We start from the raw sequence: 26,209 nt of genomic DNA on the forward strand, positions 1-26,209 counted from the left end.
GCTCAGGCGCGACTACACGTCAGAACGCGAGAAGCGCCAGCCACCCAGCGCGAGCAGCACCACCGCCAGCGCGCACCCCCATTTGTCTATTAGCCCCTCCGCTTCTTGGCCGGCTTCAGCTTTGCTGGTTTACCATCAATGGAGCTGCTGAATGATGGGGAAGTGGCACTTGTTCATCATTTGCTAGTGGTTTTGCTTGGGAAGTGGCACTTGTCCATCATTGAGCCTGGGTTTGTGCGTCGCGGTGACCTAAAATTTACGTCATGAGGCTTGAAGACTTTACTGCCCCGCAGATGGGTTCGTTGGTGGACATTGCCGGCAGTGATCCCATTTTGGGTAGTTGGGAGCACAAGGCGTTCGTGCCCGCCGTGCTTCCTTCTGAGATGCCTGAGCTGTCTGGGCGGACTGTCGTCCAAGTCGCAAATGCCAGGTCTAGCTTGGCTGCTTTGGACGCTGTTGCCTTACAGCTTCTTAACCCTGCTCTTTTCAGAAGTTCTGTTCTTCGTCGGGAAGCGCAAAGCACCTCTGCTTTGGAAGGCATATATGCTCCTCTGGAGCGAGTCATGACAACTGATGTTGACTCGCCAGAAGACGAGACCATGCGTGAGATCGTCAACTATCTGGATATGTCCTATGCGGCTTTTGAATGGTTGAGTTACGGGAGAGAAATATCTGTTGGGATGCTTACTGCCCTGCAGGGGGAGCTGATGAAAGGCACTCGACTGGCTGGGCAATCCGGACGGCTGCGAGAGCGTCAGGTTGTCATAGGTAAGCGAAGTAGCGCCAAAGCAAATGAGCCAGCGATACTTTCCTCTAGGTTTGTTCCAGCTCCTCCGGGGGACTTGCTGATTTCGGGCGTCGAAAGGCTGGTGGAATGGATAGGGCAGGATCATTCTGAGCGGATAGACCCCGTGGTCGCCGCCGCAATGTCGCATTATCAGTTTGAGACTCTACATCCGTTTATGGATGGCAACGGCAGGCTCGGTAGGCTGCTGATAGTTCTGCACTTGATGTCTCAGGGTGTGCTTTCCGAGCCGACGCTTTCCGTTTCGCCTTGGTTTGAAGCCCGTCGAGCAGAATACTATGACCGGCTGCGTGCGGTAAGTACCGCCGGTAACTGGGATGAGTACATCGAATTTTTCGCCAGAGGAATAGGGCAATCGGCCAGCCAGGCCTTGCGCCAGGTGCAGGAGCTGATGCGTGTTCGAAATGTGCTCAAAGGCAAAGTGCGTGATTCTGGTCTACGTTCAGAAGCGGGTCTGCGTGTGGTCGATTTAGCCATCGCGAAAATCACTTTCACGACTAAGGCGCTAGCGGAAGAACTGGATCTTTCAGTGGCGCGAGCGGGCGAGCTAATTAGGCAGCTAGAGAATCTGGAAATCTTGGCCGCCGTCAACGAGAGCGCTCGGCCGAAAGTGTATTTCGCGCCTGCGATCGTTCGGGTGTTGGTTTGAGCCTGAGCCGACAGTGGCCTTCGGGGCGCTTTGGCGGGCATCTCGGCTGGCTTTTCCGGCTGTGAGGGGTGTGCTTCTCCTGCTGGTTTACCATCACAAGTGCCGATGAATGATGGGGAAGCGCCCCTTGTCCATCATTCGCCGGTTTGCCTGACTCGTGCAGATTAGTGACCCGACTGCCGGCTGCTGAGGGGTGGTGGGTCACTAAGGCTGTGCAAGTCAGGCCGGAGCTTCCTACCGGTGGGGGTTGGCCGCGGGCTAGTGAAACAGGTGGGGACCGGGCGATTGCCCGGTTCCCACCTGCGTCGTCGTGCTAAAAAACGCCGCGCTGGAAAGCGCCGCGGCTCAGGCGCGACTACACGTCAGAACGCGAGAAGCGCCAGCCACCCAGCGCGAGCAGCACCACCGCCAGCGCGCACCACAACCCCAGACCGATGGCCGGGCTGGAAACCGTGAACGAGGTGACATCGGCGCCGGCGTTGAGGCCGGGCGGGCTGAGCGCCGCGGTGAGGAGCATCGGCGGCAGGTAGGGGATCACGAAGGTGCGCACGAACTCCGAGGGAATAAGCGCGAGCACCGGGGACAGCATCATCACCGCGAGAATCAGCACGATGGTGCCGGCCGAACTGCGCAGCAGGTAGCCGATTCCCAGGGCCATCCACGCGGAGGTGACCATGGCGATGATGAAGTTGAGGAAGAGCCACCAGGCGTCGCCGCTGAACCCGATGGTGAGGCCGAAGAGGGTGCCCACCACGGCGCCCAATACCAGGAGCACCAGCGTGGTGACCAGGGCAACCAGGCTGAGCGCGAGGGTGCGGGCGGCCACGTTGCGCCAGCGGCGCGGGTCGGCGCTCACGGTGGAGCGCATGGTGTTCGCGGCGTATTCCGAGCACACCGTGACGGCGCCGAAAGCCACCATGATGATCTGGAAAATGGTGCTCGCGCTGATGAGGACGTAGACGGCGAGCGAATGCTCCGCGCCCATCGCGGTGGCGTAGGTGTTGAGTTCGAGCTCGCTGGAACCCCAGGCGGTTAGCGCGGTGATCGCCAGCGAGAAGAGGGTGCCGATGATGAGCGTCCAGCGCAGCGAAGGCAGCGTGAGGATTTTGCGCAGCTCGGAGCGCACGGAGCGGCCCAGCGTGACGCGGTAGCTCGGCGCGGCGAATTGGCTGATGCGCGGGGGGAGCTGAGCTAGCTGCGGCGCGGCGGCACCGGGAGCGCCGGGAGTGCCGGGGCCAGGAGTGCCGGGCCCGGCGGGAACAAAAGCGGTACTCATTGGTGGCCTCCCGGGAGGTTCGTGGCGGGGCGGCCCGCGCCGTATTCGACGTCGTGGCCGGTCAGGTCCATGAAAATATCTTCCAGCGAGCGGTGGATGGTGGCCAGTTCGTCCAGCTGCACCCCCGCCTCGAAGGCGATTTTGCCGATGTCCGCGCGCGAACCGCCCGGGATCGCGAAACGGGCGATGGGTGCGGGTGCGGCGTGCTCCCCGGGCGCCGCGGCTGCGCTGGCCGTGGGCGCCGCGGATTGCGCGGCGGTTGTGCCGGGTGCGGGTGCCGCAACCTCGCTAGCATCCTGGAAGTCCAGCCCGGCCGCGCGCAGCGCGCCCTCCAGGCCGGCCCGGTTCGGGGAAGCCACCAGCACGGTGGTGTTCGCCGCTGCCTCGGTGAAGCTTTCGATGGGCCCGAAGGCGATCATGCGCCCGCGCCCGATGACCAGTAGGTCGTCGGCGGTTTGCTGCATTTCGCTCATGAGATGCGAGGAGACCAAGATGGTGCGGCCCTGCTGCGCGAGCGTGCGCATAAGCAGACGCACCCAGCGCACCCCGTCCGGATCCAGGCCGTTCACGGGTTCGTCAAAGAGCAGCACTTCCGGGTCGCCCAGCAGCGCCGCGGCAATCCCGAGCCGCTGGCCCATGCCCAGCGAGAAGCCCTTGAGCTTGCGCTTGGCCACGCTCCCGATCCCGGTCAGCTCGATCACTTCGTCCACGCGCCGCGCGGGAATCCCGTGGGTGGCCGCCAGAATCTGCAGGTGGCTGCGCGCGCTGCGCGAGCCGTGGAAGGCCTTGCCGTCCAGCAGCGCACCCACCGTGGTGAGCGGGGAGGCGAGCTGCTCGTAAGGCAGACCGGCAATGAGGGCGCGCCCGGAGGTGGGGCGATCCAGCCCCATAATGCAACGCATCGTGGTGGATTTGCCCGAACCGTTCGGGCCGAGGAACCCGGTGATTTTCCCGGGTTGGAGCTGGAAACTGAGGTTATCGACCGCGGTGGTCGCACCGTAGCGTTTCGTCAGGGCTTCGACTGTTATCACAGGCAGTCCTTTCGTGCTGGATTAGGCAACGTCACAATTCTACAGTCGCCCCGCCCGCTCCCCGGTGGCGCTCATCTCATGGACGCACCGCCGCCCCGTGTCTCGCCGCCCCGTATTCGCGCAGTCCTAGAATGTGCCTATGCCGCAATCCTCACGCACCACCACCCGCATCCGCGCCCTCGACGGCATCCGCGCGCTCGCGATCATCGCGGTGGTGCTCTATCACATGCGCCCGGCGCTGCTCACCGGCGGTTTCGTGGGCGTCACGGTGTTCTTCGTGCTGTCCGGCTTCCTCATCACCCGCAGCGTGCTGCGCGAGCTGAGCCGCGAACGCCGCTTCTCCTACCGGCGCTACCTGCGCCGTCGCCTCCTGCGCCTGTGGCCCCCGGTTCTCGTCACCATCGCGGGGGCTGCGCTCCTCAGCTACCTCATCGCGCCCAGCCTCCTCCCGAAAGTCCAGGCCGACGCCCTACCCGCCGCGCTTTTCGCGAGCAACTGGGTCTATATTTTCCGCGAGGTCCCGTATTTCGCGGCGTCCGGGCTGCCCTCCCCGCTCACCCACCTGTGGTACCTGGGGGTCCTCGCCCAGTTTTACCTGGTCTGGCCGCTTATCCTGCTGGCCCTGCGCCGGGTGCGCTATTCGACGCTCCGGATCGTGGCGGGCCTGGCCCTCGCATCCGCCCTGCTCATGGCCGTGTTGTTCTTCGCGGGCCCGGATTCCACCCGCGCCTACTACGGCCTGGACACCCGCGCCGCCGAGTTCCTCATCGGCGCGCTCGCGGCTCTCGTTTCGCCGTATGTTGCGTCGTTGTGGCCGCGCGCGGATAGTACGACGACGCCGCAGCCTCCCACCCATTCCGCCACCGCCGCTTTCGCGTTGCGGGTGGGCACCGGCGCCGCTCTCCTGGCTTTGCTGGCGCTGGCTGTATGGGCGGATGGCGAATCGGCCCTCACCTACGCGGGTGGTTTAACGACGACGGCGCTCCTGGCCGCCCTCATTGTGCTCACCGTGCACAACCCGCGGCTCGGCCTGAGCCGGGTGCTGGCCAGCGCGCCCTTGGCTTACCTGGGTTCCCGGTCCTTCTCCCTCTATCTGGTTCACTACCCGCTGCTTCTGCTCATGAATCCGGCTACCCGCACCGCGGAGATTTCCGGGGCGGCCAAAGTCGGGCAGCTGCTGGTGGTGGGCCTGGTGGCGGAGCTGTTTTATCGCTGTGTGGAGCAACCGAGCGCGCGCCTGGCGCGGGCCGGCTGGCGCACGGGCCTGCGCAGCTGGTGGACTGGCCTGCGCGCGTGGCGCAGCGATATGCGCGCGTGGCGCACCGGCCCACGTAACTGGCGCACCTGGCGCAGCCTGGTGAGCAAGCACCACCTCAGCAGCACGATCTTCGCGATGCTCAGCGCGGTGTCTCTCCTGCTCGTGGCTCTGCTGGCTTTCGCGCCGATTCCCTGGCAGCGCCTCGCGGATTCCCGCGCGGTGGCGCTGCGCCCCGAGCTCGCCGCGCCCGCGCCTGCTATCTCCGCCCCGGCTACGCCGACTCCCACTCCAACGCCGAGCTCAAGTGCCCTCCAGCCCATCGCCACCCAAGTCCCGGCCAACCTGGATACGTCAGCCTGGGCCAAGGACCCGGCCACCGGCGTTTGCTCCGCAAACGCCGTGATGATCGGCGATTCGGTCACCCTGGGCGCCACCGAAGCCCTCAAGGAAGTCCTCCCCAATTCGGTGGTGGACGGCAAGGTCAGCCGCCAATTCGCTGCCGGCGCGGAGGTCTTTGCCCAGCGCCAAGCTCTGGGGGAGAAACCGCGGGTGCTTATCTACGCCCTCGGCTCAAATGGGCTCATCGGCAGCGAGGCAGATATTCAAAAACTTGTGGACGCCGCCCAGGGCCTGCCCGTCTATTTCGTGACGAACCGCAGCCCGTTGGAGGCCCAAAACCCCAATAACGAGCTGCTCAAGTCCTATGCCGCCTCCCACCCCAACGTTGGCATTATCGACTGGTGGGCAGCCACCGAAGGCCACGAGGAATTCCTGCGCGACGATGGCATCCATCTCACACCCACCGGGCAGCAGCACTTCGCTACCCTTATCCAGCAGGCCCTGTGCGGGGCCTAAGCCAGCCGGAAAGGTAGGCGCGGTGCGCGTTCTTAGTTCTCTTCTCGGGTTGCTCCTGGCCGCCTTCGCGGTGTTCACGGTGCAGCCGGCCTGGTTCGGTCCGGCTGCCCGGCTCGCCACCGTGGTGCCCGGGGCTCAGATCATGTCCAGCCGCGGGGCACTCGCGCTCGGGATGCTCATCGCCGCGCTCGCGGTGGGGCTGCTCGGCGCGGTCCGTAGGTATTTCGGGGGTGGGCGCGTGGCGGTGAGCTGCGCCGTCGTACTACTACTCGTGGCCCTGGCGCATGCCGGAACCTTGAGCGGACGCGGGCTGGAGCGGGAGACCCTCGGCGCGCCCGCGGCCGGCGAGCTTACCGTGGTGCAATACAACACGGAGGGCGGGCGCGTGGACCTGGATCACCTGGCCGATGCGATTGTGCGGGTGGGTGCGGATGCGGTCTCGCTTATTGAAACGTCGAGCGAGGCCGGCGCGGAGATTCAGGAGAAACTGGCCGCGCGCGGGGCGGACTATCAGCTTTTCGACGGCGGGGTGTCGCGGTATAGCGCCGCGTGGCGGTCCTCGGTGCTGCTGGTGTCTGCCGCGCGCGGGGAGTATGAAGCGGTGGATCTGAGTGAGACGTACGGGGAGGATGTGTCGCGTGCGGTGGCGGCGGCGCCGCGCGGCGGGGCGCGCCCGGATGCTCCGATGTTCGTGGCCGGGCATCCCACAGCACCGGTACCTGCGTATATGGACTTGTGGCGCGCGGAGGCGCGGGCGCTGTACCGGGTGTGCGAGGCCGTGCCGGATGCGGTTGTTGCAGGGGATTTTAATTCGACGGCGGACCACCAGGCTGCCCTCAGCCCCGGCTCTACCTGCCGCGATCTGGGGGCCGACGCCGGTATCGGGGCGGTGGGGACCTGGCCTACCACGGTGCCCGCGCTGCTGGCCTCGCCGATTGATCGGGTTATGAGTTCGGGGGCTTACCGCGGGGTGGCCGGGGAGATCATCGACCCGGATAACGCCAGCGACCACCGCGGCATCATCGTGCGGCTCAAGCCTGTCTAGTAACCCTCAGACAGACAGGTAACGTAGGCGGTTCAATCCGCGAGGGCTTGGAGTGCGATGGCACGGTTGTTGCGCACCACGGAGCGCACCTGAATCTCTTCCCATTCCCGCATGCCGCGCTGGAGCGCTTCACGTGCCTCGGGCATGCAGGCCACCCCGAACTCGTCGATAACGAAAAGAAGAACTTCTTCCAAACAGGGCCGGAATCTGCGCCCACCTACCGGGAAGTGGACATCGGCAATCCGGGGAGTGCGCAGCGCATTCTTGAGGCGCCGGCGCGAGCGGCGGGAATGCTTGCCGCCCAGGAGCAAAGCATGTGTCCATTCATCACGGTGGGAATGCACCTGGACATGCGCACAGGGAATATTCGACCGCGGTGAGCGAATATAATCCCACCGCACCAGCGGCTCTTTTCCAACCCTCCCGTGAATCACTGAGAAGGTTGACTCATTGACAGCTAGAAGCCCGGTCTTCGAATTGAGGAAAACCTCGTAATCGAAGCGGACAATGAGGAAACGATCAACGCGAATATCTCCCGACAGGATTTTTGACGGGAAAGCCGCCTTTGCGGTTTCGTGTTTCACTAGCGAGAAACTGGGGTCAATGAGCTCCCCAATTAGCTGTAGATGCGCCGCGAACTTATCGGCGCACTCATTCAAATGTGCGTTCACCACGGTACAACTCCTCGAAGCGATCCAGGATTTCCATTTCGAAGTAGGCGTTAGTTTCTTTTGGCCCGAGCTGGTAGTTATCGGCACGCCAGTCGAATTCTTCCCGGGTCATTCTGACCTCCTGCAAGATTTCTTCTTTGCGCTCGAGAACCTCCTCCAGTGAGTTGTAAACACGGTCTGGTAAGCACAGCCGATCCTCAGCAATATCCATTTGTCTCACTCCTTCAATCGCCTCATGGCGAAGTAGTTATGCGTGCTTCTCCGTCATTCTTGCACGGTATGCAAGTGCGAAAAAGAGCTACCCACAACCTGTGGAAAAACACGGAGTAATTCTGTGGATAACTTGAGCCAGCCATCGAATAGCCTGCGCGATCTTGCCGTTCTCGTTGACTGGTTTTGGCAACCTGACTACTTTGAGTCAAGTCGGGAAACCTTTAGTCGGCCCCGGTAAGACGATAGGCTAAACGCAGGAGCGGGGAGGCATCGTGGTCAATGTAGAAAAGTACGAAAACACCATCTTGTTCTTGGCGGCAACGCAAGAAGACGATGCCGTGCATGGGAGCCAAAAACTGGCCAGCCTCCTCTACTATGCCGATTTTGATCGCTTCGAGTACAAGGAATCGATGGTCTCCATTACCGGGGATACCTACCGGAATCGCAGAATGGGGCCGGCCCCCGAAGCCTACCTCGATATTGCCAAGGGTATGGCGGAACGCGGGTTGCTCGCGATAGCGGAAAAAGACAAGAACACGGAGTCGCGTGCCACGGGTGTATACAAAGGCTTGCGCGAGCCAGATATGTCGGTTTTTGACGAGGGTGATCGGGTCATCTTGGAGCGAGTTCGCCGGACCTACTCACGCTTGAGCCGGGCGCAGCTGGAAGCGCTGTCCCGCCGCGAAGCGCCCTGGGCAGGCGCGAGCCTCGGGGAGAGCATCCCTTACGAGGCGGCTTTCTATCGGGGTACTAACTTTGACAGTTAGCTACCCTTCGTGCTGTATTCCCACTGTGCGTTAAGTGGCCCGGTCACGTTGGAGGCAGGCCTCGAATATGACAGCAACGCTAAGGTGGAAACCACAGATAGGGGGTGACAACAACGATGAGCCAGCTGGCCGATATTCTTGCGCTCGCGCGTAAAACCAATAAGAAGATCACGCAGCCGGTACGCCTCGCCACCCTGCTTTACGAAGGAATTGACGCTGCCCTCATGGAGGTTGATCCGGGCGCGCTCCTGCCATGCCAGCTTGAACGCGAACAAGCCGCTCACGATATTGCTACCTGGCAAGAGCGCAGCATCAAGATCCTCTCGGTCTTGGATCATGACTATCCCCAGTATCTTGCCCAGGTTCGTGATGCGCCCTTGCTCATCTACTACGAAGGCAAGATTGATCCTGTAGACCGGGCTGTTGCTATTGTTGGCTCACGCCAGGCCACACGGGGTGACTGCGAACGTGCCCGGTTGATCGCCCAGATGATGGTTGAGCAAGGTTATAGCGTTACCAGCGGGTTGGCACGCGGCATCGATACCGCGGCGCACGAAGGGGCATTGGAGGCTGGTGGGCGCACCATCGCCGTGATGGGAACCGGTATCGATATCACCTATCCGCCCGAAAACATCCAGCTACGTTCGCGAATTATTGAGAGCGGGGGTCTGGTCCTCACCCAGTTCGAGCCGGGTGTCGCGCCAACCAAGGCGTCTTTCCCGATGCGCAACGCCACCATGTCCGGATATTCCCAGGCAACCATTGTGGTGGCTGCCGGTGAATATTCAGGGACCCGTAACCACGTACGCTCTGCATTAGCGCACGGGCGCAGCGTTATCTCCTTGCGCCCGTGGCTCGCGAAACGCAGTGGGCGCGCAAGCTCGTGGGTAATCCTGGCGTGTATATCGCTTCCACTATGAAGGAGATTCTCCAGGCCCTGGCGCACATTGCCCGCGCCTATAACCTCTTTGCGCTCACGTGATCCTAGATCACTCTGCGAGAGCTTGGAGTGCGATGGCGCGGTTGTTGCGTACCACGGAACATCTCCTCCAGCGCCTCTACCACACCACCCCAATCCCACTCCTTGAAAACTTCAGTCCCCTAGAATGGAAGACGTGGATTTGGATACGCTCTCGGAATGGTCTCCGGTTGTTTTTGACCTCTTAGATATTTTCGGGGTGTTCGTGGCGGCCATCCTCGGCGGCATGGTGGCCCGCGAAAAGTCCTTCGACATCGTCGGTTTCGTTATCGTGGCGATTATCAGCGCCCTGGGCGGCGGCATGCTGCGCGATGTCCTCATCCAGCAGGCGCCGCTTCTCAAGGAACCGCCGGTGGCGCTCACCAATCCGTACTACCTCAGCTGTGCCCTGCTCGGGGCGCTGGTGGCTTACCTGCTGCGCCTGCGCGGCAAATGGGTGCGGCGTTTCATGACGGTCATGGACGCCGCCGTGATGGGCGCCTGGACCGCCACCGGCGTGATCAAAACTCTCAACGCGGGGCTGGGTGTGATGCCGGCTGTCATGATGGGCATGATTACTGCGGTGGGCGGCGGGCTTATCCGCGACATCACGGTGGGCCGCACCCCGGTGATTTTCGGCGGCAATACTCTCTACGCCACGGCTTCGCTTATCGCGGCGTTCCCGGCGGTGGTGCTGTGGTACAACCACGCGCCGATGCTGGCGATGGCGGTTTCTACGCTGCTCGCTTCCCTGCTGGTGATTCTGGCTCGCGTTTTCGAGTGGTCCCTGCCCGTGAACCGCGACTATTCCGTCAATGACACGCTCCAGCACGTGAGTTCTTCGCTCAGTCGCCGCATGCATCGCTTGCGTGATGAGGAGCATCGCCGCCAGGCGCGCGCCGAACGCCAGGAACGTGCGGTACGACGCCGCAACCAATCCCGCCAGTCGCTTCGCGCGCGAGCGCTCAGCAAGAAGAGCCAAGCGAATTCTTCCGGCTCGAGCGGCTCCGGCGATTCCGGGCCGAGCGGTTCCGGGAAACCTTCCAGTGGCGGGTAATCCTCGGGCAGTTAATCAGCCACCCCTTGTGCAACACCCCGTTCGCAAAGGGTATACGTCGTGGTTTTCACGCCCTGCCCGTCCGAATGTTACGGGTCACACTGTGAATCACACTCTTAGACATTTAAAAGTGTTCCCCCGATTTTCGATGTCTGGCGGCGGTTTTGGCTGCTAACTATAATTCAGACTGCCAAAATCGCCTTGAGACTATTAAAATTCACACGCAGACTGCGAAAAATAGCATCAGACTATCAATTAAGGCTGTGAAACTGTGAGTCTAACTATGAGTCTGGCGTCCAGACTTTCAGTCTGCGCGCATTGCGCAGCCGCACCATTTGCGCCCCGTTCGCTGCCCATTGACCCACCGCCCGCGCGGTAACTACAGTTACCAATGTGACCCAAGAAGCAAGCGAAGAAGCTTTTGCCGCCGCGGATTTTTACGAAAAAGCCGACGGTGGTCGCGGCCCCAATACGGTTGGCGCGCCGCTCGGCCAGGCACTCACGCGTGTCTTGCTCGCGAATATCGAGCTCAACGCCGCGAACCGCAAGCTCGATACCGCGGTAGAAGAAGCGCGCGCATCCGGCGAAAGCTGGTCCGCCATCGGCCGCGTGCTCGGCATGACTCGCCAGGGCGCCAATAAACGTTTTTCTTAGCCGAAGCGCAGCGGGAAGTGTCCTCTCGCGGCCAGCGTGATTGACCCACCGCCCACGCCGTCGCTACATTTACTTATGTAACCGGGACTACAACCCACGCCGAAGGAGGCCATCGTTCCGATGTCGCTGTGATCCCCACTCAGCCCCGCTGAGACGCCGCACCCCGCACCCGCGTCCAAGGAGATCACCATGCCTGCCCTCATTCTTGATAATATTTCATTTTCTTACACCGCCCGCCCGCTCCTCGACCGCATTACCCTGCGCCTCGCCACCGCCGACCGCGCCGTCCTCATCGGCCCGAACGGCTGCGGCAAAACCACCCTGCTGCGCATCGCCGCAGGTCACCTCAGCCCCGAACGCGGCACCGTCACCCGCACCGACGCCAGCACCATCCCGTGGAACCCCGTGCCGAACGACGACGCCGCCGCGACCGTCGCTCACTTCCTCGACAGCACCTTCGCGCCCGCGCGGGAACTACTCGCCCGTTTCGAAACGCTCAGCGCACGCCTGGGGGAGGGCGGCCCGGTCGCAGCCGAATACGACCGGCTATTATCCGAGATCACCCGCCTGGACCTGTGGTCGCTCGAGGACAGGGTCGACGACGCTTTGGCTGGTCTGGGCCTGGAAATGTTGACCGGGAGCGGGCGCTCGCGGGAGTTGGCCACGCTCTCCCCGGGTCAGCGCGCGCGGCTGAACTTGGCTGTCACTCTGGTGGCCCGCCCGCAGGTTCTTATTTTGGACGAGCCCACCAACCATCTGGATGTGGAGGCGAGTGCATACCTCAGCCATATGCTGCGTTCCTGGCCGGGCCCGGTGCTCATGTCCAGCCATGATCGGGCTTTTATTGAGGATGTTGCCACGCTCATTGTGGATATGGATGTGAGTGTATGGGCGCAGCTGGCGCGTGCTGAAGCTGGCGGCGAGGTGCGCGGGGTGTGGGAGTGCCGCGGTACTTACACGGATTATCTTGAAGCCAAGCGCGATGCGGAGCAGCGCTACCGGGCGCTCTACCTGGCCCAACAAGAAGAAAAGACGCAGCTGCGCGCGCATCGCCAGACGGCTGGTGGCATTGCCCGGGGCGGGGTGCGCTTGGCCAATGCGGAGGGCAAGGCGAAGAAATTCTTCGCGGACCGTGCCCAGAGCACGGCCACCCGCCGCACCCGCCACGACGACCGTAAACTCGAAGCCCTCGCCACCCGGGAAGTACGCAAACCCCGCGGATACACTTTTGCGTTCCCGGATTACGCTGGTGCGCCTGCCCGCCAATCCGCCGGCCTCGCGGTATCTGCTCGCGCGGCAGCGATTCCCGGCCGCCTCGCCCCGGTTACCTTCGACCTTTCCCACGGCGAGCACCTCGTGGTCACCGGCGCCAACGGCAGCGGCAAATCCACGCTCCTCACCTGGATCGCCACCGGCACCCCGCCGCCTGCTACGTCATCCGTCGCGGTATCGCCCGACTCTCTGCGCCTCACTGCGTCTGCTACCGTCGCGCAGCCTGCCGTGGCACCCTCCGCGCAGCCTTCCGGCACTCTCTCCTGCGCGGGCCCGCTAGCGTTCGTCCCGCAACGCCTCCCGCGCTGCGGAGATCCCGGTTTTAACCCGGAGGTCTGGAACTCTAGCATTGGCGATCTGGGTACCGGCATCCTGCACCCATCCATGTGGGCAACCCCGATCCCCGAGCTTTCGGCCGGTAACCAGCGCCGCGCCCAGCTCGCTCTCGCGCTCGCGGCCCAGCCTGCTGTCCTCGTCATCGACGAACCCACCAACTACCTTGACCTGGCCGCCATGCACGCTCTCGAGGAATCCCTGGCCCGCTGGCCAGGCACGATCATCCTCGCCACGCACGACCGCTGGCTCATCACCCACTGGCCCGGCCCACGCCTCCACCTACCGAACTCGCGTCTTACCGTTCCGGAATCGAAGGGGCTTCACCTCCCCACCCGCACCCGGTAGTCTCAATCTTGCACACCATAAATCCAACCGCGCGAAAGAGGTGGCCCCAATGGAGTTTCCAGATTCGATGCTTAATCAGGCTGATACGCATACCAACGGCCAGGCACCTCCAAGTACTCCACGTGAGTTATACGTACCGAATGAACTCACCGAGCAAGTAATTGAACACGCGGAGAAGATCATGGCCGGCGAACTTCCGGAAGACGGCGCCGTTTTCGATAATCTCCGCGACGCCCTCACCTTCCTCGACACTCTCGTCTAAACGGTACTCTCTCAAACGAGTACTGCCATTACGCAGCTGGCCACCTGTACCGCTCCCTCATTCGCCCAGATTTCTCGCAGGCGCTTCGGGAATTGTTGGTCGCTGCGCGGGGAAGAGACTACCTATCATTATTGGGCTGTTGGCAAGGCGACGGGGGGGGGGGGGGGGGGGGCTGCGCCACCCCCCCCGCGTCGTCGTAAAAAATGTGCTGCGGATAATGTATACGATGCCACATTTTTGCAATAAGCTGGGGTAGGAGACTCTGTCGGTTTTCAAGGGCTGTGAGGGGGTAGGTATGATCACCGTTTTTGATGTTGCGCGGTTTTTTATTCGGAAATCTCCTACGCGAAGCATTCCCGCTATTACCTTGCAGAAGTTGTGCTTCTATGCTTACGGGTGGTATGCCTACGAAACTGCCCGGCCCCTTTTCCGCGAACGTTTTTATGCGATGAAGCACGGGCCTGTCATATCCGACCTATATTCGGCTCATGCTAAAACCATTGACGTGACGGAAGAGCCGCTTGCACGTGCCCAGGAGCGTCACGGTTTTTCACCTGCTGAGTTTTCTCTTTATGAAAAAGAGATTCTTGAGGCCGTGTGGGATTACTACAGCCCGCACGATAGGTGGGAGCTTCGGGATATGACTCATGAAGAACAGCCCTGGATTACTGCCTGGAATAACCGGGTAGAGGGAAGCGAGCGGGCCGATCTCCCTAGCTCCGATATTATCGATCACTTCATAGCTAAAAAAGTCCCGGAAGGGTTGGAATTGCCTGAGCGAGCGGTGACGGTTTTTGAAGAGGAACCTGTTGCCGATTTCGATCACGGGTCCTTCGTTGAGGATATTTTGGCGCTGTGTCGGGCATGAGCCTGTTATCGAAGCATGGCCTGGAGCTTACCCAAATTAGCGCAGGCCATGATCTTTCGTCTTTTTCCACGCTTGGCGATGGCGACTATCACGGAACCTGGCTGCGCCGTCATGCCCTGCGCGCGGATAGCGAAGATCTTTGCCGAGTGTGGGTGGTACTTCCGAAAAACAGCAACGTTCCTCTCGGGTATTTTTGTCTTTCCTCGTACTCGGTATTGTGCGATGATGTCCGGCGCAGAGACAAGTATTTCGATCCGAAAAATGGCGGTACCGCTGGCTCCTATAAAATGCATCCGGCTGTTTTGCTTGGAAAATTTGCTCTCGATGCTTCTTGTGCCGGGAAGCCACCATTTGGTGTTCTCATGATGTACGGCGTTTTTTCTTGTTTCCTGGATAGCATCAGGTTTTCTAGCGCCAGGTATCTTGTCTTGCATACTGGCGATGACGCTTTAGTTCAGTACTATCGCAAAAAGTATGGTTTTAAACCAGCGGTACGCCAGGAAAACGACCTGATAACAATGTACGTGACTGGTCAAGAGATTCGCGATGCACTCGAAAAAATTGCGGCGGGTCTTGGCGTCTAACCTGACTGAGCTCATCACCCACTGGCTCGGCCCGCTCCATTATTCCCTCATGCGCCCTAATTCGGCATCGGCTTCTCAATCACCCGCCCGTTTGCCGCGGTCAAGTCCCACACCACGGTGCAGGCCGGAGTTTCCTCCCGCGTTGATCCATCCGACTGGCGCACCGCAATCGTGGCGCCCGGCTTCTTTACCGTGAAGTCGAAAGACTCAATCACATCGGTGTTCCGGTTGTATGCCACCCACCCCCGCGTGATGATCCACCCGTCACCCTCCGAGCATCCCTCGAGGAGGCGACTATCGGCGGCCGGCACCGCGGTTCCCTCGCGCACGCTCCCGTGGGAGACGCCCCTCTCGTCCGCCGGCCCAAAATTGGCATGCTCAATCAGGAAACGCATATCGCTTTTCAGAACGGGGCCGCCCTCAGCATCGTCCGGCACCCGCGTGCGCACGGTATAGTCACTCGCCTCGTCGCCCGAGTAGGTCACTGCAATGCGCCGTTCGCCCACGTAATTGAGGTCCTCCGGGCCGCCCTTGGTATTGTCCCAGTGGATAATTCCCATCTCCGCTTCTGCGAGTTCGTCCACGAACCTCAGCGCCTCGCGGGCAATCGCCTCGCTGGTGTCACCGCTGCCTGCATTCTGTTCCGCCGCCGAGGCGCTTGGGCTTGCAGCGTTTGCCCCGCCACCCGCATCTTCCTTCAAGGCCGACGACGCCGCGCCGGTCTCGCTCCGCGATCCCGCCGCGGGGGCCTGGCTGCTACTCGTGCACGCCCCCAGCAAGCACACCGCACATATCCCCGCCACACCGCGGGCCACATTGTTCCATGCCATGCTTCATCCTACCGCCGCAACGAGCGGCCCAGATTCCAGGCAGGCAGGTCAGGCCGGCGCTTCGCTCGCCTCAGCCCCGGCATGTACACCGCCTTGAACATGTTCCTCAAGCAGACCATTCACTGTCAGGGATTTCCTTTCCGCACTGCTCTCCCGGCCGAGCCATCCGCGCACAAAACAGCAACGCACGCCTGTATCTCCGCGCACATCATTCTTTTCGACGACGCCGCACCTCCGCGCGCTGCGCACTTGGCCCGCACTATCTCTCAGCGACGGGCCCGTTATCGGGTAGTAGCCACGCGCCTATTTCGCGGATTAAATACGGGTGGGCATCACAACGCCGACTGCTCTGGAAAAACGTGCTGTATTCGCGGATTTGGATGTGACTCTGGGGAGAAACTAACCGAGAACTGCTATGCTTCTATACTCCACCGAATTGTGAACAAATGTTCATGCTCTATAGTCCCCGATAGGGCTGATTCGATCATGGTTAGGTAGTCTTCGCCTTGAGTTTGAAGTTTGTTGCGTGCTGCACGGTAAGCATCTTCTTCCGCTTCTGCTTTAGCTTTCCATTTTCGGGCTTCTTTTACGTACTTTAGTCGCCCGGTCATTTCTTGTTCCTTTTCAGCTGCTTTGCGTGCTTTCTTTTCCTTCGCTTGAAAATCTCGCACGCGTGCCATGTATTCAGCACGCAAGTCCTTCAATCGGGAATCCTGTAATGATTCCTGTTCAAAATAGAAGGTAGCTGTGCGGTTCTCGAAATCGGAGTGGAGTGCTTCTTCTTGGTGTGCAAGCCTCTTTTTAATTAACTCGATATGTGCAGAATCGGTGCTGGCCAAAGTATTTAACGGCTTAATCTTTGAGACCGCTAAATCTAGCAATGATCGTACGTCTTCTTCATCTAGTTCTTTTCCCTCATCTGTGAGGCCAGCGGCCAGTAGATACTGTTCCTGATTTGGATTGATACCGGTGTCGAGGGCAAACGTTGCTTCATTCACTACAAGAAGGCCGTTTTTACCGGCCAGGTCTTTCATCGTCGCAGAAACACGTGCGGAATCAGAAAGCGAAAAGAAGAGCTCAGCCAGCGGTGTCTCAGCAGCTTTTGCTGCTCCTATTACCCATTGGCCTAAAGGTGAGTTGTAGCGGTATTGGTAAGCGCCCGAATGTGGTTTGTCTTTGAAATAATACTTACCAGTTTTTACGTTGGCGGTTGGCGGAGTGGTAAGAATAAAGCGCCGACCACTGGTGGCTTGATCAAACTCGGCGTAATCTGCCAACTGGTAACGCGTTACGGCAAGTAGTAGTCGTTCAAAAGCATTGAGCACGGTACCAGTTTGCGCGTCATAGGATTTAAGTTTGTCCTGTACATGCGGATCTAGATTATCGAAAACCCTTGCGCGGGCCTTTTCCATTTCCTGATTAATTTGGTGGGAATACTGTGCTTCTAGTTCATCAAAAGCTCGACTGATTTCTTCTGCGGTCTTGAACTTGTCGAGAATCCGTCCAATTGATTTCTCTACATCCAACCCGTCTTCGATGGATCCAAGTATCTCGTCCGAAGCACCGAAAACGGATGTGAAGAGTTGGAATTTCTCCGTTAGTAACTGCAGGATACGTTTCTCAGCGAGATTCTCTTTGTTGGAAAAATTGACAACGACGACGTTAAATTTCTGTCCGAATCGGTGGACTCGACCGATCCGCTGTTCAACCCGCTGCGGATTCCACGGTAAATCATAATTTACGAGCATCGAGCAAAACTGCAGATTAATACCTTCAGCTGCCGCTTCCGTAGCGATCATTAGTGTGCCGCGGTCGCGGAATTCATCAACCAGAGCTTTACGCCGATCTGCGGCGGGGACTCCAGTTATCAAATCCGAACCTTCGTTTTGTTCGAGCCATTGCTGATAAATATCGTTAGCGTCGCGTGATGTATTCTGCCCATTGAAGAGGATGAGACCGTCCCCGCGACCCGCTTCGCGAAGCATTCGCGCGAGGTACTCCTGAGTTTTCGTGGAATCGGTGAAAATAATAGCCTTCTGCGGAGCGCCGATCTCGGCAAGTTTTGCAAATCCTTGGTCTAACGCGCCGAGCAAGGCTATGGCTTTTTGATTGACAGTGATGCTTCGTGCTAATGATGCATATTCTCGAAGCTCTTCAACTTCGGCGAGGGCTGCCTCCCGTGCTGATGAACTTTCTAAGCCATGCGTACCCACTGCGAGAGTGAAAGCTTCTGCTTCCTCATCTGTTATGTCGGGATCAATCGCTTTCTGTTCAATTTTTCCTGATAAGATTTCGTCCTCTAAACGCGAGGCGATGTTCTCAAGCGTCGAAGCCACTGCGTAGGTAGACGAACCAAGGCGTTTGCGGATAATCAGAGCGGAAAGCTGACGCTGTGATCCTTCGAAAGCCCACAAGTGTTCACGACTGAGGTAATCATTAACGAGACTATATAGCTTCTGTTCGTCTGCGGAAGGTGAAAATTCTAACGTTAACGGTATGCGCTCTGTGAAACGGATGTACTTATTTGCATCCTTCCGTAGTGTTCGCCTGGCAATTAATCGTATACGTTCCGCGAGATCATCATTTCCGTACTCATCGCTTCCGTCTATGTAGCGGGCGCGGAAAGCGTCCAAGGAGCCAAAAAACTTCGGATCGCAGACCGAGACTAATCCGAACAGCTCCTCTAACCTGTTCTGTAATGGTGTCGCGGTTAACAACAGCGCCTTCCGGGCTTGCTCCATGAGTGTCGCAATAGCATTTGCTGTCTTTGTTTTACCTGTCCAAAATGAGCGGAGTCGATGAGCTTCATCTGCCACTACTAAGTCCCATTCGCGGGATAGCTTCAATTCGTGACGCATTGCGAATTCATAGGAACAGATAAGAATTTGCTCGGTAGAGTTTGGCCCTAATAGCTTATTTACATTCGAGCGGTCTACAAGAGCTGCGGAAAGGGCAAATTTTTCACCTAGCTCTTGTTTCCATTGCTGACGCAGAGACGACGGTGCAATGATCAGGATTCTGCGCTTACGTTCTGCCCAATATTGGCAGATTACGATTCCGGCCTCAATTGTTTTTCCGAGTCCAACTTCGTCAGCCAAAATCACGCCGGAGAGAGTGGTGTTCTTCAGTGCGAATAACGCGGCATCAATCTGGTGCGGTTTCGGCTCTACTTGTGCGTCAAATAAGAGGCCGGCCAGTTTTCCCACGTGGTCGGAGGCAAAAGAACGTGCCAATTCATGCGCGTAAAATTTCGCGTGGTATGCACTCATGCCTTCGTGGATGCCTGTCAAAGTAATATCTTCCTCGCTAGTAATCACTGGTAGTCATAGGCCACTGCAGAGCTATACAAGCTTTGGGCAGTTTCTGCCTCGAGAATTGCTTCTTGAACGAATGTTTTCGTTATATCGAGAACTCGGAGTCTGCCGTCATTGAGTACTGCTACCGCTTCGACACGGCGGTAAGCACCAGCATGGTTCCGTACGTATTTAACAAACCCCCGAAGCTTAGGCAAAGCATCTGCAAGATGGTAACCATGCGGATCTACAATGTCGACGGCGACACCCCCGTGGCCGTCATCTGCGAAGAAGATGAAATCGGGCCGCAAAGCCTTCCAACCGTCATCTTCATACGGAATGCACAACGAATCTTGTCCGCCTCGGCTGGGGTTACGATACCAACCTTTGAAGCCACTGCGCGATTTTTCAGTACATAGAACATGTCTCTCCCACTCGTTGAGCTTGAATGGGTACTCACCGTTTTCGTCAGCTAAAAGGTGCATATTGTCGGTGGGCAAGTTCTCTTCGGACCCGTTTTTGAGAAGAACTCTCGTGTCGACTTGAGCTTCCCGGGGTAGCAGTAGTTCTGTGAGCTGCGGAGTGGATGCTTGCGCCTCAAGGTGATCATAAATGGCTTGGTCCGCATCCCTTAAGTTCTTGCGCGCGACACGTGTGGAGTCTAGAAGCTCGCTGGCGATCTTGTTTGCTTCTGCCTCGATGTCCTTAACGATTTCGGGAACAGCTCCAAGAGCCGCAACTCGAACGTGGGCATCAAGCAGCTTATCGTCATCTTCATCGAATGGTACAAGGTGGTCAACGTACGCTGCGCACAATTGCTTGGATAAAGAACGTCCCGCGGATCGGTAGGAATCATTAATTGCTCGGGTGTCGGCCGCCACTGAAAACGCCCTCGAAGATTTCACCTCCGCGGAACCGACTTTGGTGCGGATCTCCTCACCGTTCATTGTTAGTACGTCTTGGCGCGCAGCATCCACCTGTTTTGCATATTGAACAGCACGCCCATCTAGCGCTGCACACAGCTTTGCGTAGGTTTTGGCGACGCAGCCCTCCACCACGCCATCTTTTGCTAATGCTGCGGCTATGGCGGTACAGCGTGGAATTGGTTTAGCTGTGACCTTGGGGATTGTCAGCGATGGGAGTTTCGCGAACGCTTCGAAAACTGCGGGGTCGATATTTGCGTTCGGGTGCAGTAGAACAGGATCGAAGAGCACTCGTTTCCCAGCCCCAACGCCACTTTGAGCGTCACCACCGCTCACCAAGGCTTTCACTACAGCTTCGGCGGTCTTTCGCTCAAAGAAGGGTAGTAGGCAATCGACTGAGTTCAGCAGTTCATTACCGGGAATACGCCGCGCCAGTGGCGTGCGGATCATGCGTCCGAGTAACTGAGTAATATGCGTATGGTCAACTGCGGGCCGGAAACTCACGAGAACTTCAGCGCGCGGACAGTCCCAGCCGGTAGAAATAGCGGTTTTAGCCAAAAGAATACGGATGTTCTTCTGTTCTTGGACGCGCTGAGGTTCCACATAGGGAATAACGAATTGCCCCAGGGGAATATCGGAATGCTCACCAAAGACGTGAGCAAAAGCTGTGGTCGGAAGTTCCGGCCATGCTTCGTAGATAGTGTCCCAAATACGAGTGAATACATCGCGGCCAGACTTGTCGGGGACCTGAACTACCATTAATGGAAGAACAGGTTCTCCGTCATGTTGTTCGCGAGCATATTCGGCCCATTCGTACGTTGATCTACGTAGTTTTTCCACTCCGCGACGCAATAAAACCGTGTCGAAAGTTCCGCTTTCGGAAGGAATTTCAAGAACAATATCGTCCTTCAACAAACCTGATTCTTGGACCAGCTGTGGGTCTACTGTTACGGGCGGTAGCGCAACCCGGCCGCCAGCAGTGCCGATAGCTTTCATAGCAAGATCAAAACGTTCCACGGTAGCGGAAATTCCGAGAACGATTGGAATGGGTTTGTTTTGCCGTTCGCCATTAATGAGTCTTTGCACAATGGAGCTGCGATCTTTCGCAGGCTTTCCCATTCCACGGTGTGCTTCGTCGAGAAACATATACAGTGTGATATCCGGATCGGATAGCGTATTTGACAGCACATCATAAAATGTTTGCTGGTACTCATCAGGAGGCGGTAAAAGCGATGTAAGCGAGTTATCTGCTTCCCAATCGACTCCTCGAACAAGCCTCGAATTCTTTGCAAGTTTATGCGTGTTCAAGAAATAGACGTTTCCGGGGCGTAGCTTTGTCTCGGCGAAATTTGTCTCAACGATCGTCATCCGTGCGCCAAGTTCTGGAGAGGCCGAGTGGATGCGTGCGCGGGACTGCTCGTTCAATGATGGGTCATCTGAGAACCACAACACTACCGCGCCGGGGTCCCGCAAGAAATCCAAGTCTTCGTTGCCGAAAAACAGCGCTTCAATGACGGCAGCTGCCATTACCGTCTTCCCGGAACCGGTAGCTGCTGACAGCGAAAACTGGGAAGTTAATTGGCTCTTTCGGTAAAGGTCATGTGCGGTCTCAAGCTGAGCCAAGACCTGGCGTACTGCAGCAAGTTGGTAGTCCTTTAGGGCGTAGCGCATTTTAGTCCCTTCCCGCGGCAATCTCGAAGTTCTGCAAATACGATTCGTACAGTCTTACGGGTTGTACATCAGGAGGTAACTCTCCAGCGACAAATTGGAACGCTGCATCATCATTAGTGATTACAAAAACTGTCGTAATGTTGGGCCGGTCAGCAGTTGCGAGAAGGAAGATGTCTGCCTGATCCACGTCAGCTAGCACTCCATAAGTATCACTCAAGGCCCAGCCGTCCTCGCAAACGTCATCAAGAATCGGGCCGCGAGCGCCGGCTCTAAGCCATAATATTGGTGCGACTCTCTCGAATGCTCTGTTATGTCGAACTGAGAGCGGAGCCTCATACGTTAGCGTAAAAAATGCGGCGTTTTCCTTGAAACCGTCACTCATTGGGAACCCATCGGTGAATTTGTAGTCACCGTTAATCAGCTCGCCGTTGGGCGTCTTTCCTGTGATAGCTGCCTGAATGCGCGGCTTAGTAATGTAATCACAGATACCCCACTGCTCCCATTCTGGATCACCCGGACGGAATCCATCTTTACGCAGCTTTGCCTGCTCATCAGCAGAAACTTCGTTGTTGGTTACACTAATGCATTGCCGAGAGCCTCCGTCCTGCTTGTTCAACCGCATAACCGCATGAGCAGTTGTGCCCGATCCTGCAAAAAAATCGAGAACTGTGGCGTGGGGCTTATCCTTGACAACTATCCGAAGGGCATCTTCTACTGCGTACAGGGACTTAGGGAATGGGAAGCGCCTCTCAGGCAATAGTTTCAGGATCAGTCGTGACCCATATTCACCCGCGTTATGAGCCTGGCGGTTCCAGACGGTTTTGGGTAGAGTTCCATGCTTAATGTCGCCACTGTATTCAACTTCGACTACACCATTGGAATCACGTCCGGTAACCACGATTTCGCCTCGATCAATGCGTTCGCGCTGGGCGCGTCCAAGATACAGCAGAGTCCACCGGTCGCGCTTGGCATCGTATGCGCCAACTTTCGCAAATCCACCTTCGACTAATTCGCGCAGGCTTTGTGGACTCATACGCCAGACTCGATCATCGTCGTTGGTTCTGCCAATAGGCAGAACTGTGATTAAACCGGGTATGTTCGGGGCATCTGCTCGTGCAGCTGATGGAGGAAGTGGCTCTCCTACTTTAGCTATTCTTCGAGAGATGGGATCAACATATACTGGATAAAAACATCCGGGGGAATGAGATCTGGCAGAGTTCGTGCCCCCCCCGGAGTAGCCACTCCCAACGTACCTTGCGTTGGGAGAGGCTACTCCGGGAAGCAGCCACTCTATTTTTTTCTTCTTCTGCGTTCCGTGTGAGGAGGGGATCTTCTAATAACGCTGGTCTGCTCTCGCCAAGAAAAACAAAAAAGGCATACTCATCTACCCTAGCTAATTCTGTATCTCTGGCAACACCGTTCGGGTTGATAACAATACTGACCATCTGGATATGCGCTTCGGGGAATGACTGTTCAAGAAGAAGTCCGAGGCGTAAATACTCTTTCTCGTCAATGGTGCAGATAAGAACAGAGTCCGCAGGATTCAACAGTTCGCGGGCGACCAACAGACGCCGCTCCATCATCGCGAGCCATTTGGAATGACGGTAGGCATCATCTGACACCACGTAGTCGTTGTTGTACTTCCAGTCTTTCGCCCCTGTGTTATAGGGAGGGTCGATGTAGATCGCGTCAATTTTATGACGATGCGTGTACGTGAGCATCTGCAGAACATGGTAATTTTCGCCGTTGATTACCGTGTGGTAAGGCTTATCTCCACCACGCTCAACCCGTCCAGTCTCGACGAGCCCAGGGTAAATTTTGTCAGCAAAGCGTGCCACGACCACCAGATCGCATACATCTACCGTTGTTGTTTGCTGTTCAGAGCCCTCCAGCTTAATCAAGAATGCTTGTCGCTGTTTAGCTGCGCCCCGTAATTCTTCGACACGCCACAGCTCGCTACTCTCCTTTTGATTCGATCCCCGAGGGGAAAGGATGCGTACCGTGTCGCCGCGGCGTACTGGTTGCCCAGGAAGATCAACTGCCTCAGGCTGGTGCCTTTCAAATACGAGTCCGAAACTACGCCGATTCATCAGGGCTTGGACCTCGGCTGTGAGATCTTTGCCGAGTTGCGGATTTACCTTGGTGGCCTGGGCCAAAAGGTCGGTTAATCTCGACATGTAGTACCTCCGGGTTCGTCATTATATTTACCGCATAGAACCCAGCGGACTCTATGCGGTAAAGGCAGCTTCCCTAATCGTACTTGTATTTGGCCAAAATAACCGAAGGGTTACAGTGCTTCATTCGGTGGCTCGCAGGAGTTATTGCGCGCCGGATGCCGCTGGGCTAGGTAGGTGCTGAAGAACACGGCGAAGGCGAGGATCCAGAGCCAGGCCAGGGCGGAGTACCAGTTGAGGCCGCCGAAGAGCGTAATGCGGGGCAGTTCGGTCGCGATGATGAACGAAATGCCGAAGAAAGCACCGTAGATGGCATCCAAGACATAGCCCCACGGGCTCCGCACGCCACGCGCCCGGCGCAGCACCGCCGCAGCCTTGGTGAGAAGCGCGCTCGCTGCCAGGTAAACGAGGGTGGAAGTCCAGAACATCCACATCTTCACCTCCGGATCACCGGTGGCCCAGAACAGAAGTATTGCCGCAGCCAACCCGGCAACGACCACGACGAGTAAAGTAGCGCCCTTGCGGTAGCGGTACGCCCTCTCGGCGGATTTTTCACGGTTCTTGGGCCCGTGCATGGAGCCTGGCGGCATTTGTTCAGAATCGGCGGGTGCTTGCGTGGTGTCTGTGGGCTGCTGCTTAGGTTCTTGTGTGACATCCTCGTTCATAGGATAATTATGGCCGATATTCAAGGGTGAAGGGAATGGGCTATGGCAGACGCACCGCAGCATCGGCAGCCGAGCAGGAAAGTCCCCATCGGTAAGATCGCAAGCTTTCTGATTATCCTCCTCGTCGGTTTCGGGTTTGCCCTGTTGGTGGTTTTCCTTGCTGGCCGGCATTCCTTCCCGCTATGGAGCTTCGTCGTCGTACTTATTCTTTTTAGCATCGCCAGTTTCTACATGACGCGCGCGGTGGGGCGGACGCCGCGGCGCTTCGGGTACCTCCTCGACGCCGGCTACGGAATCATTGCCGGGCTGTCCTTCCTGGTGTTTCAGTACGCGTACGAATCGATTCGGTGGCCGTCGTTCCTGCTGGTGGTGTGGATGCTGGTGACCTCGATGGGGTGCAGCGCGTATATCGACAAGCGGCACCCGGCGCCGCGGGTTGGTGCAGAGGATTAGCGCGAGTTGCGAGCGGCGGTGAGTGCCGCAAGGCGTGCCTGAAATTGCGTGATGTGGTCTAAGTGTTGGGTGCATGACCGGCTCGCGGGCGATAGTGGTATGCACTGGGCAGGTTTCGACCTATTATGCGCAATAGGGTGCCCATAGTGGGGTGCTTCGCCAATCGGATGGCGCTCCTATGTCAGATATAGAGCATCCGGGAATCCCGGTCGGGAATTCGGTCAGGACCCGGGCGATGGCTCGAATCTCCTCAACGAAGCCTTTGCACTCCAGCAGGTAAACCGCAATGCTAAGACTTGTGAAAAGCTTTTCTGGCCGACCTAGGCATGACTTGAGTTTGCCGCAAGAATTGCGGAGATTTGTTGCAGGTGTGACGGCCATTTTGCGATTCCATAGCCTGGCGTGGTGGGCGCAGATATTACGCAGGCTGTTCATAACTCTTAGCCATGACCCCAGTGTGTCCACTCGGGTGGAATATAGATTCGCCACCTGCACTTGTAGTTTGAAAGGCGCGAGTAGGTAAAGGCTAATGAGGGAACCGAATTGCAGAATCTCAGTGATGACCCAAATCGGCATTTGGCCGTTGTATGCGTCTTGGTGGTGCTTGACAAATGCCTCACGGGATCTTTTTTGCGTCTCGGCTAAGGTGACTGCAAAATTGCGAGCTTTGTTACGATCGCGGTCATTATTCTGGATTTCGAGGATATGCATATGTAGGTAGGGATCTGTTTCACCGAAGACGTGACCGACATCGACCCGTAACGCAATTTCAAATTTGCAAAGTGCCTGCCAGACAGCTGACCGTAACTTTTCGTCAAATTCGTAAAGTTCAATAACGTGGTGCATCTTCGCGCCCGGAACGAAAAGATCCGAGCGGCGGTGTGTTAGTGCGTGGTTCTGATTTGCAAATTGGCGCAGCGGATACCAATAACCTGAGAGTCGGTAATAGCCGACTGATCGTAAGTATTGTGCGTATTCCGCAGCGTCACTTAGGCCCCGGCTGGTGAGTATCTCAATCTGCTGGTGGAAAGTGGTCCAGGGCTTCGGAGTAGTTGCCATCGCGCCTCGCTGGGCCTCGGTATGTGAAGCCCGGCCCTGACCCACTCTGTAAAGAAAGTGGGCGGGCCGGTTCTGGTATCTAAAATCTACCAGAACCGGAGGGGATGTCAAGACCTGGATTCAAATTGTGAAGACCGGCCCTGACCTACTCTGCAAAGCGGGTAGGCGGGCCGGTACTGGTGAATAAACTCTAGCAATGCCGCGGCAAAGGCTCAAGGCCGCGGACGAAGCTCAA

The 26,209-nt window shown here is 57.9% G+C and carries 23 protein-coding genes; 12 read left to right on the plus strand and 11 right to left on the minus strand.

What is annotated here, in order from left to right; genetic code table 11:
- The first annotated feature begins 263 nt into the window (after window positions 1-263).
- A complete protein-coding gene (locus ACRQFC_RS07320) occupies window positions 264-1,454 on the plus strand; it encodes a Fic family protein (protein WP_284904670.1) in 1,191 nt (396 codons plus the stop codon).
- A 355-nt stretch (window positions 1,455-1,809) separates the two neighbouring features.
- Here ACRQFC_RS07320 and ACRQFC_RS07325 read toward each other — a convergent pair whose 3' ends face one another.
- Window positions 1,810-2,730, minus strand: a complete 921-nt coding sequence (locus ACRQFC_RS07325; protein ID WP_435734658.1) for a hypothetical protein — start codon at window positions 2,728-2,730, stop codon at window positions 1,810-1,812.
- Entirely contained in the window at window positions 2,727-3,761 is a 1,035-nt protein-coding gene (locus ACRQFC_RS07330; protein WP_284890438.1) for an ABC transporter ATP-binding protein, read from the minus strand. The genes ACRQFC_RS07325 and ACRQFC_RS07330 overlap by 4 nt, the downstream gene beginning before the upstream one ends.
- Window positions 3,762-3,900: 139 nt before the next feature.
- Between ACRQFC_RS07330 and ACRQFC_RS07335 the strand changes: the two genes are divergently transcribed.
- On the plus strand, window positions 3,901-5,874 hold the full coding sequence (locus ACRQFC_RS07335) for an acyltransferase family protein (RefSeq protein ID WP_284890437.1): 1,974 nt from the start codon (window positions 3,901-3,903) through the stop codon (window positions 5,872-5,874).
- A 22-nt stretch (window positions 5,875-5,896) separates the two neighbouring features.
- Entirely contained in the window at window positions 5,897-6,919 is a 1,023-nt protein-coding gene (locus ACRQFC_RS07340) for an endonuclease/exonuclease/phosphatase family protein (RefSeq protein ID WP_051278324.1), read from the plus strand.
- A 32-nt stretch (window positions 6,920-6,951) separates the two neighbouring features.
- Here the strand turns inward: ACRQFC_RS07340 and ACRQFC_RS07345 are convergent, their stop codons facing one another.
- Window positions 6,952-7,593, minus strand: coding sequence for a hypothetical protein (locus ACRQFC_RS07345; protein ID WP_435734659.1), 642 nt, complete (start codon window positions 7,591-7,593; stop codon window positions 6,952-6,954).
- The gene (locus tag ACRQFC_RS07350; RefSeq protein ID WP_284890435.1) at window positions 7,571-7,801 is read right to left on the minus strand and encodes a hypothetical protein; all 231 of its coding nucleotides are present in this window, start codon (window positions 7,799-7,801) and stop codon (window positions 7,571-7,573) included. The genes ACRQFC_RS07345 and ACRQFC_RS07350 overlap by 23 nt, the downstream gene beginning before the upstream one ends.
- A gap of 274 nt (window positions 7,802-8,075) precedes the next feature.
- Here ACRQFC_RS07350 and ACRQFC_RS07355 point away from each other — a divergent pair, with 274 nt between their 5' ends.
- From ACRQFC_RS07355 to ACRQFC_RS07390, 8 genes are all read left to right on the plus strand, one after another.
- A complete protein-coding gene (locus ACRQFC_RS07355) occupies window positions 8,076-8,570 on the plus strand; it encodes a Panacea domain-containing protein (protein ID WP_284890434.1) in 495 nt (164 codons plus the stop codon).
- Window positions 8,571-8,674: 104 nt separating this feature from the next.
- Window positions 8,675-9,490 carry a DNA-processing protein DprA gene (locus tag ACRQFC_RS07360; RefSeq protein WP_284890433.1) on the plus strand — a complete coding sequence of 272 codons (816 nt, stop codon included), beginning with the start codon at window positions 8,675-8,677 and terminating at the stop codon, window positions 9,488-9,490.
- 186 nt (window positions 9,491-9,676) lie between these two features.
- Window positions 9,677-10,585, plus strand: coding sequence for a trimeric intracellular cation channel family protein (locus ACRQFC_RS07365; RefSeq protein ID WP_284890432.1), 909 nt, complete (start codon window positions 9,677-9,679; stop codon window positions 10,583-10,585).
- A gap of 393 nt (window positions 10,586-10,978) precedes the next feature.
- Window positions 10,979-11,239 carry a hypothetical protein gene (locus tag ACRQFC_RS07370; RefSeq protein WP_284890431.1) on the plus strand — a complete coding sequence of 87 codons (261 nt, stop codon included), beginning with the start codon at window positions 10,979-10,981 and terminating at the stop codon, window positions 11,237-11,239.
- Between the two features lie 189 nt (window positions 11,240-11,428).
- Window positions 11,429-13,192 carry an ATP-binding cassette domain-containing protein gene (locus tag ACRQFC_RS07375; RefSeq protein WP_284890430.1) on the plus strand — a complete coding sequence of 588 codons (1,764 nt, stop codon included), beginning with the start codon at window positions 11,429-11,431 and terminating at the stop codon, window positions 13,190-13,192.
- Window positions 13,193-13,241: 49 nt separating this feature from the next.
- The gene (locus ACRQFC_RS07380; RefSeq protein ID WP_284890429.1) at window positions 13,242-13,454 is read left to right on the plus strand and encodes a hypothetical protein; all 213 of its coding nucleotides are present in this window, start codon (window positions 13,242-13,244) and stop codon (window positions 13,452-13,454) included.
- Window positions 13,455-13,749: 295 nt separating this feature from the next.
- On the plus strand, window positions 13,750-14,322 hold the full coding sequence (locus tag ACRQFC_RS07385) for a Panacea domain-containing protein (RefSeq protein ID WP_284890428.1): 573 nt from the start codon (window positions 13,750-13,752) through the stop codon (window positions 14,320-14,322).
- Window positions 14,310-14,906, plus strand: a complete 597-nt coding sequence (locus tag ACRQFC_RS07390) for a hypothetical protein (RefSeq protein WP_284890427.1) — start codon at window positions 14,310-14,312, stop codon at window positions 14,904-14,906. The genes ACRQFC_RS07385 and ACRQFC_RS07390 overlap by 13 nt, the downstream gene beginning before the upstream one ends.
- Before the next feature lie 56 nt (window positions 14,907-14,962).
- Here the strand turns inward: ACRQFC_RS07390 and ACRQFC_RS07395 are convergent, their stop codons facing one another.
- The 6 genes from ACRQFC_RS07395 to ACRQFC_RS07420 form a co-directional block, all read right to left on the minus strand.
- Window positions 14,963-15,736 (minus strand): hypothetical protein, encoded by a 774-nt coding sequence (locus tag ACRQFC_RS07395; protein WP_284890426.1) that lies wholly within the window; start codon window positions 15,734-15,736, stop codon window positions 14,963-14,965.
- A gap of 413 nt (window positions 15,737-16,149) precedes the next feature.
- Window positions 16,150-19,053, minus strand: coding sequence for an SNF2-related protein (locus ACRQFC_RS07400; protein WP_284890425.1), 2,904 nt, complete (start codon window positions 19,051-19,053; stop codon window positions 16,150-16,152).
- Window positions 19,050-21,623 carry a DEAD/DEAH box helicase gene (locus tag ACRQFC_RS07405; protein ID WP_284890424.1) on the minus strand — a complete coding sequence of 858 codons (2,574 nt, stop codon included), beginning with the start codon at window positions 21,621-21,623 and terminating at the stop codon, window positions 19,050-19,052. Before ACRQFC_RS07405 ends, ACRQFC_RS07400 begins: the two co-directional genes overlap by 4 nt.
- Before the next feature lies 1 nt (window position 21,624).
- Window positions 21,625-22,656, minus strand: coding sequence for a DNA methyltransferase (locus ACRQFC_RS07410; protein ID WP_284890423.1), 1,032 nt, complete (start codon window positions 22,654-22,656; stop codon window positions 21,625-21,627).
- Between the two features lie 136 nt (window positions 22,657-22,792).
- Window positions 22,793-23,800: a DNA methyltransferase gene (locus ACRQFC_RS07415; RefSeq protein ID WP_301575436.1), complete on the minus strand. Its 1,008-nt coding sequence runs from the start codon at window positions 23,798-23,800 to the stop codon at window positions 22,793-22,795.
- Between the two features lie 110 nt (window positions 23,801-23,910).
- Window positions 23,911-24,462 carry a hypothetical protein gene (locus ACRQFC_RS07420; protein WP_284890421.1) on the minus strand — a complete coding sequence of 184 codons (552 nt, stop codon included), beginning with the start codon at window positions 24,460-24,462 and terminating at the stop codon, window positions 23,911-23,913.
- A 42-nt stretch (window positions 24,463-24,504) separates the two neighbouring features.
- Here ACRQFC_RS07420 and ACRQFC_RS07425 point away from each other — a divergent pair, with 42 nt between their 5' ends.
- Window positions 24,505-24,915, plus strand: coding sequence for a hypothetical protein (locus ACRQFC_RS07425; RefSeq protein WP_284890420.1), 411 nt, complete (start codon window positions 24,505-24,507; stop codon window positions 24,913-24,915).
- A gap of 123 nt (window positions 24,916-25,038) precedes the next feature.
- Here the strand turns inward: ACRQFC_RS07425 and ACRQFC_RS07430 are convergent, their stop codons facing one another.
- Entirely contained in the window at window positions 25,039-25,974 is a 936-nt protein-coding gene (locus ACRQFC_RS07430; protein ID WP_284890418.1) for an Abi family protein, read from the minus strand.
- Between the last annotated feature and the right edge of the window lie 235 nt (window positions 25,975-26,209).

Origin of the sequence: Actinotignum inguinis (genome assembly GCF_051265835.1) — a bacterium.
Taxonomy (GTDB): domain Bacteria; phylum Actinomycetota; class Actinomycetes; order Actinomycetales; family Actinomycetaceae; genus Actinotignum; species Actinotignum timonense.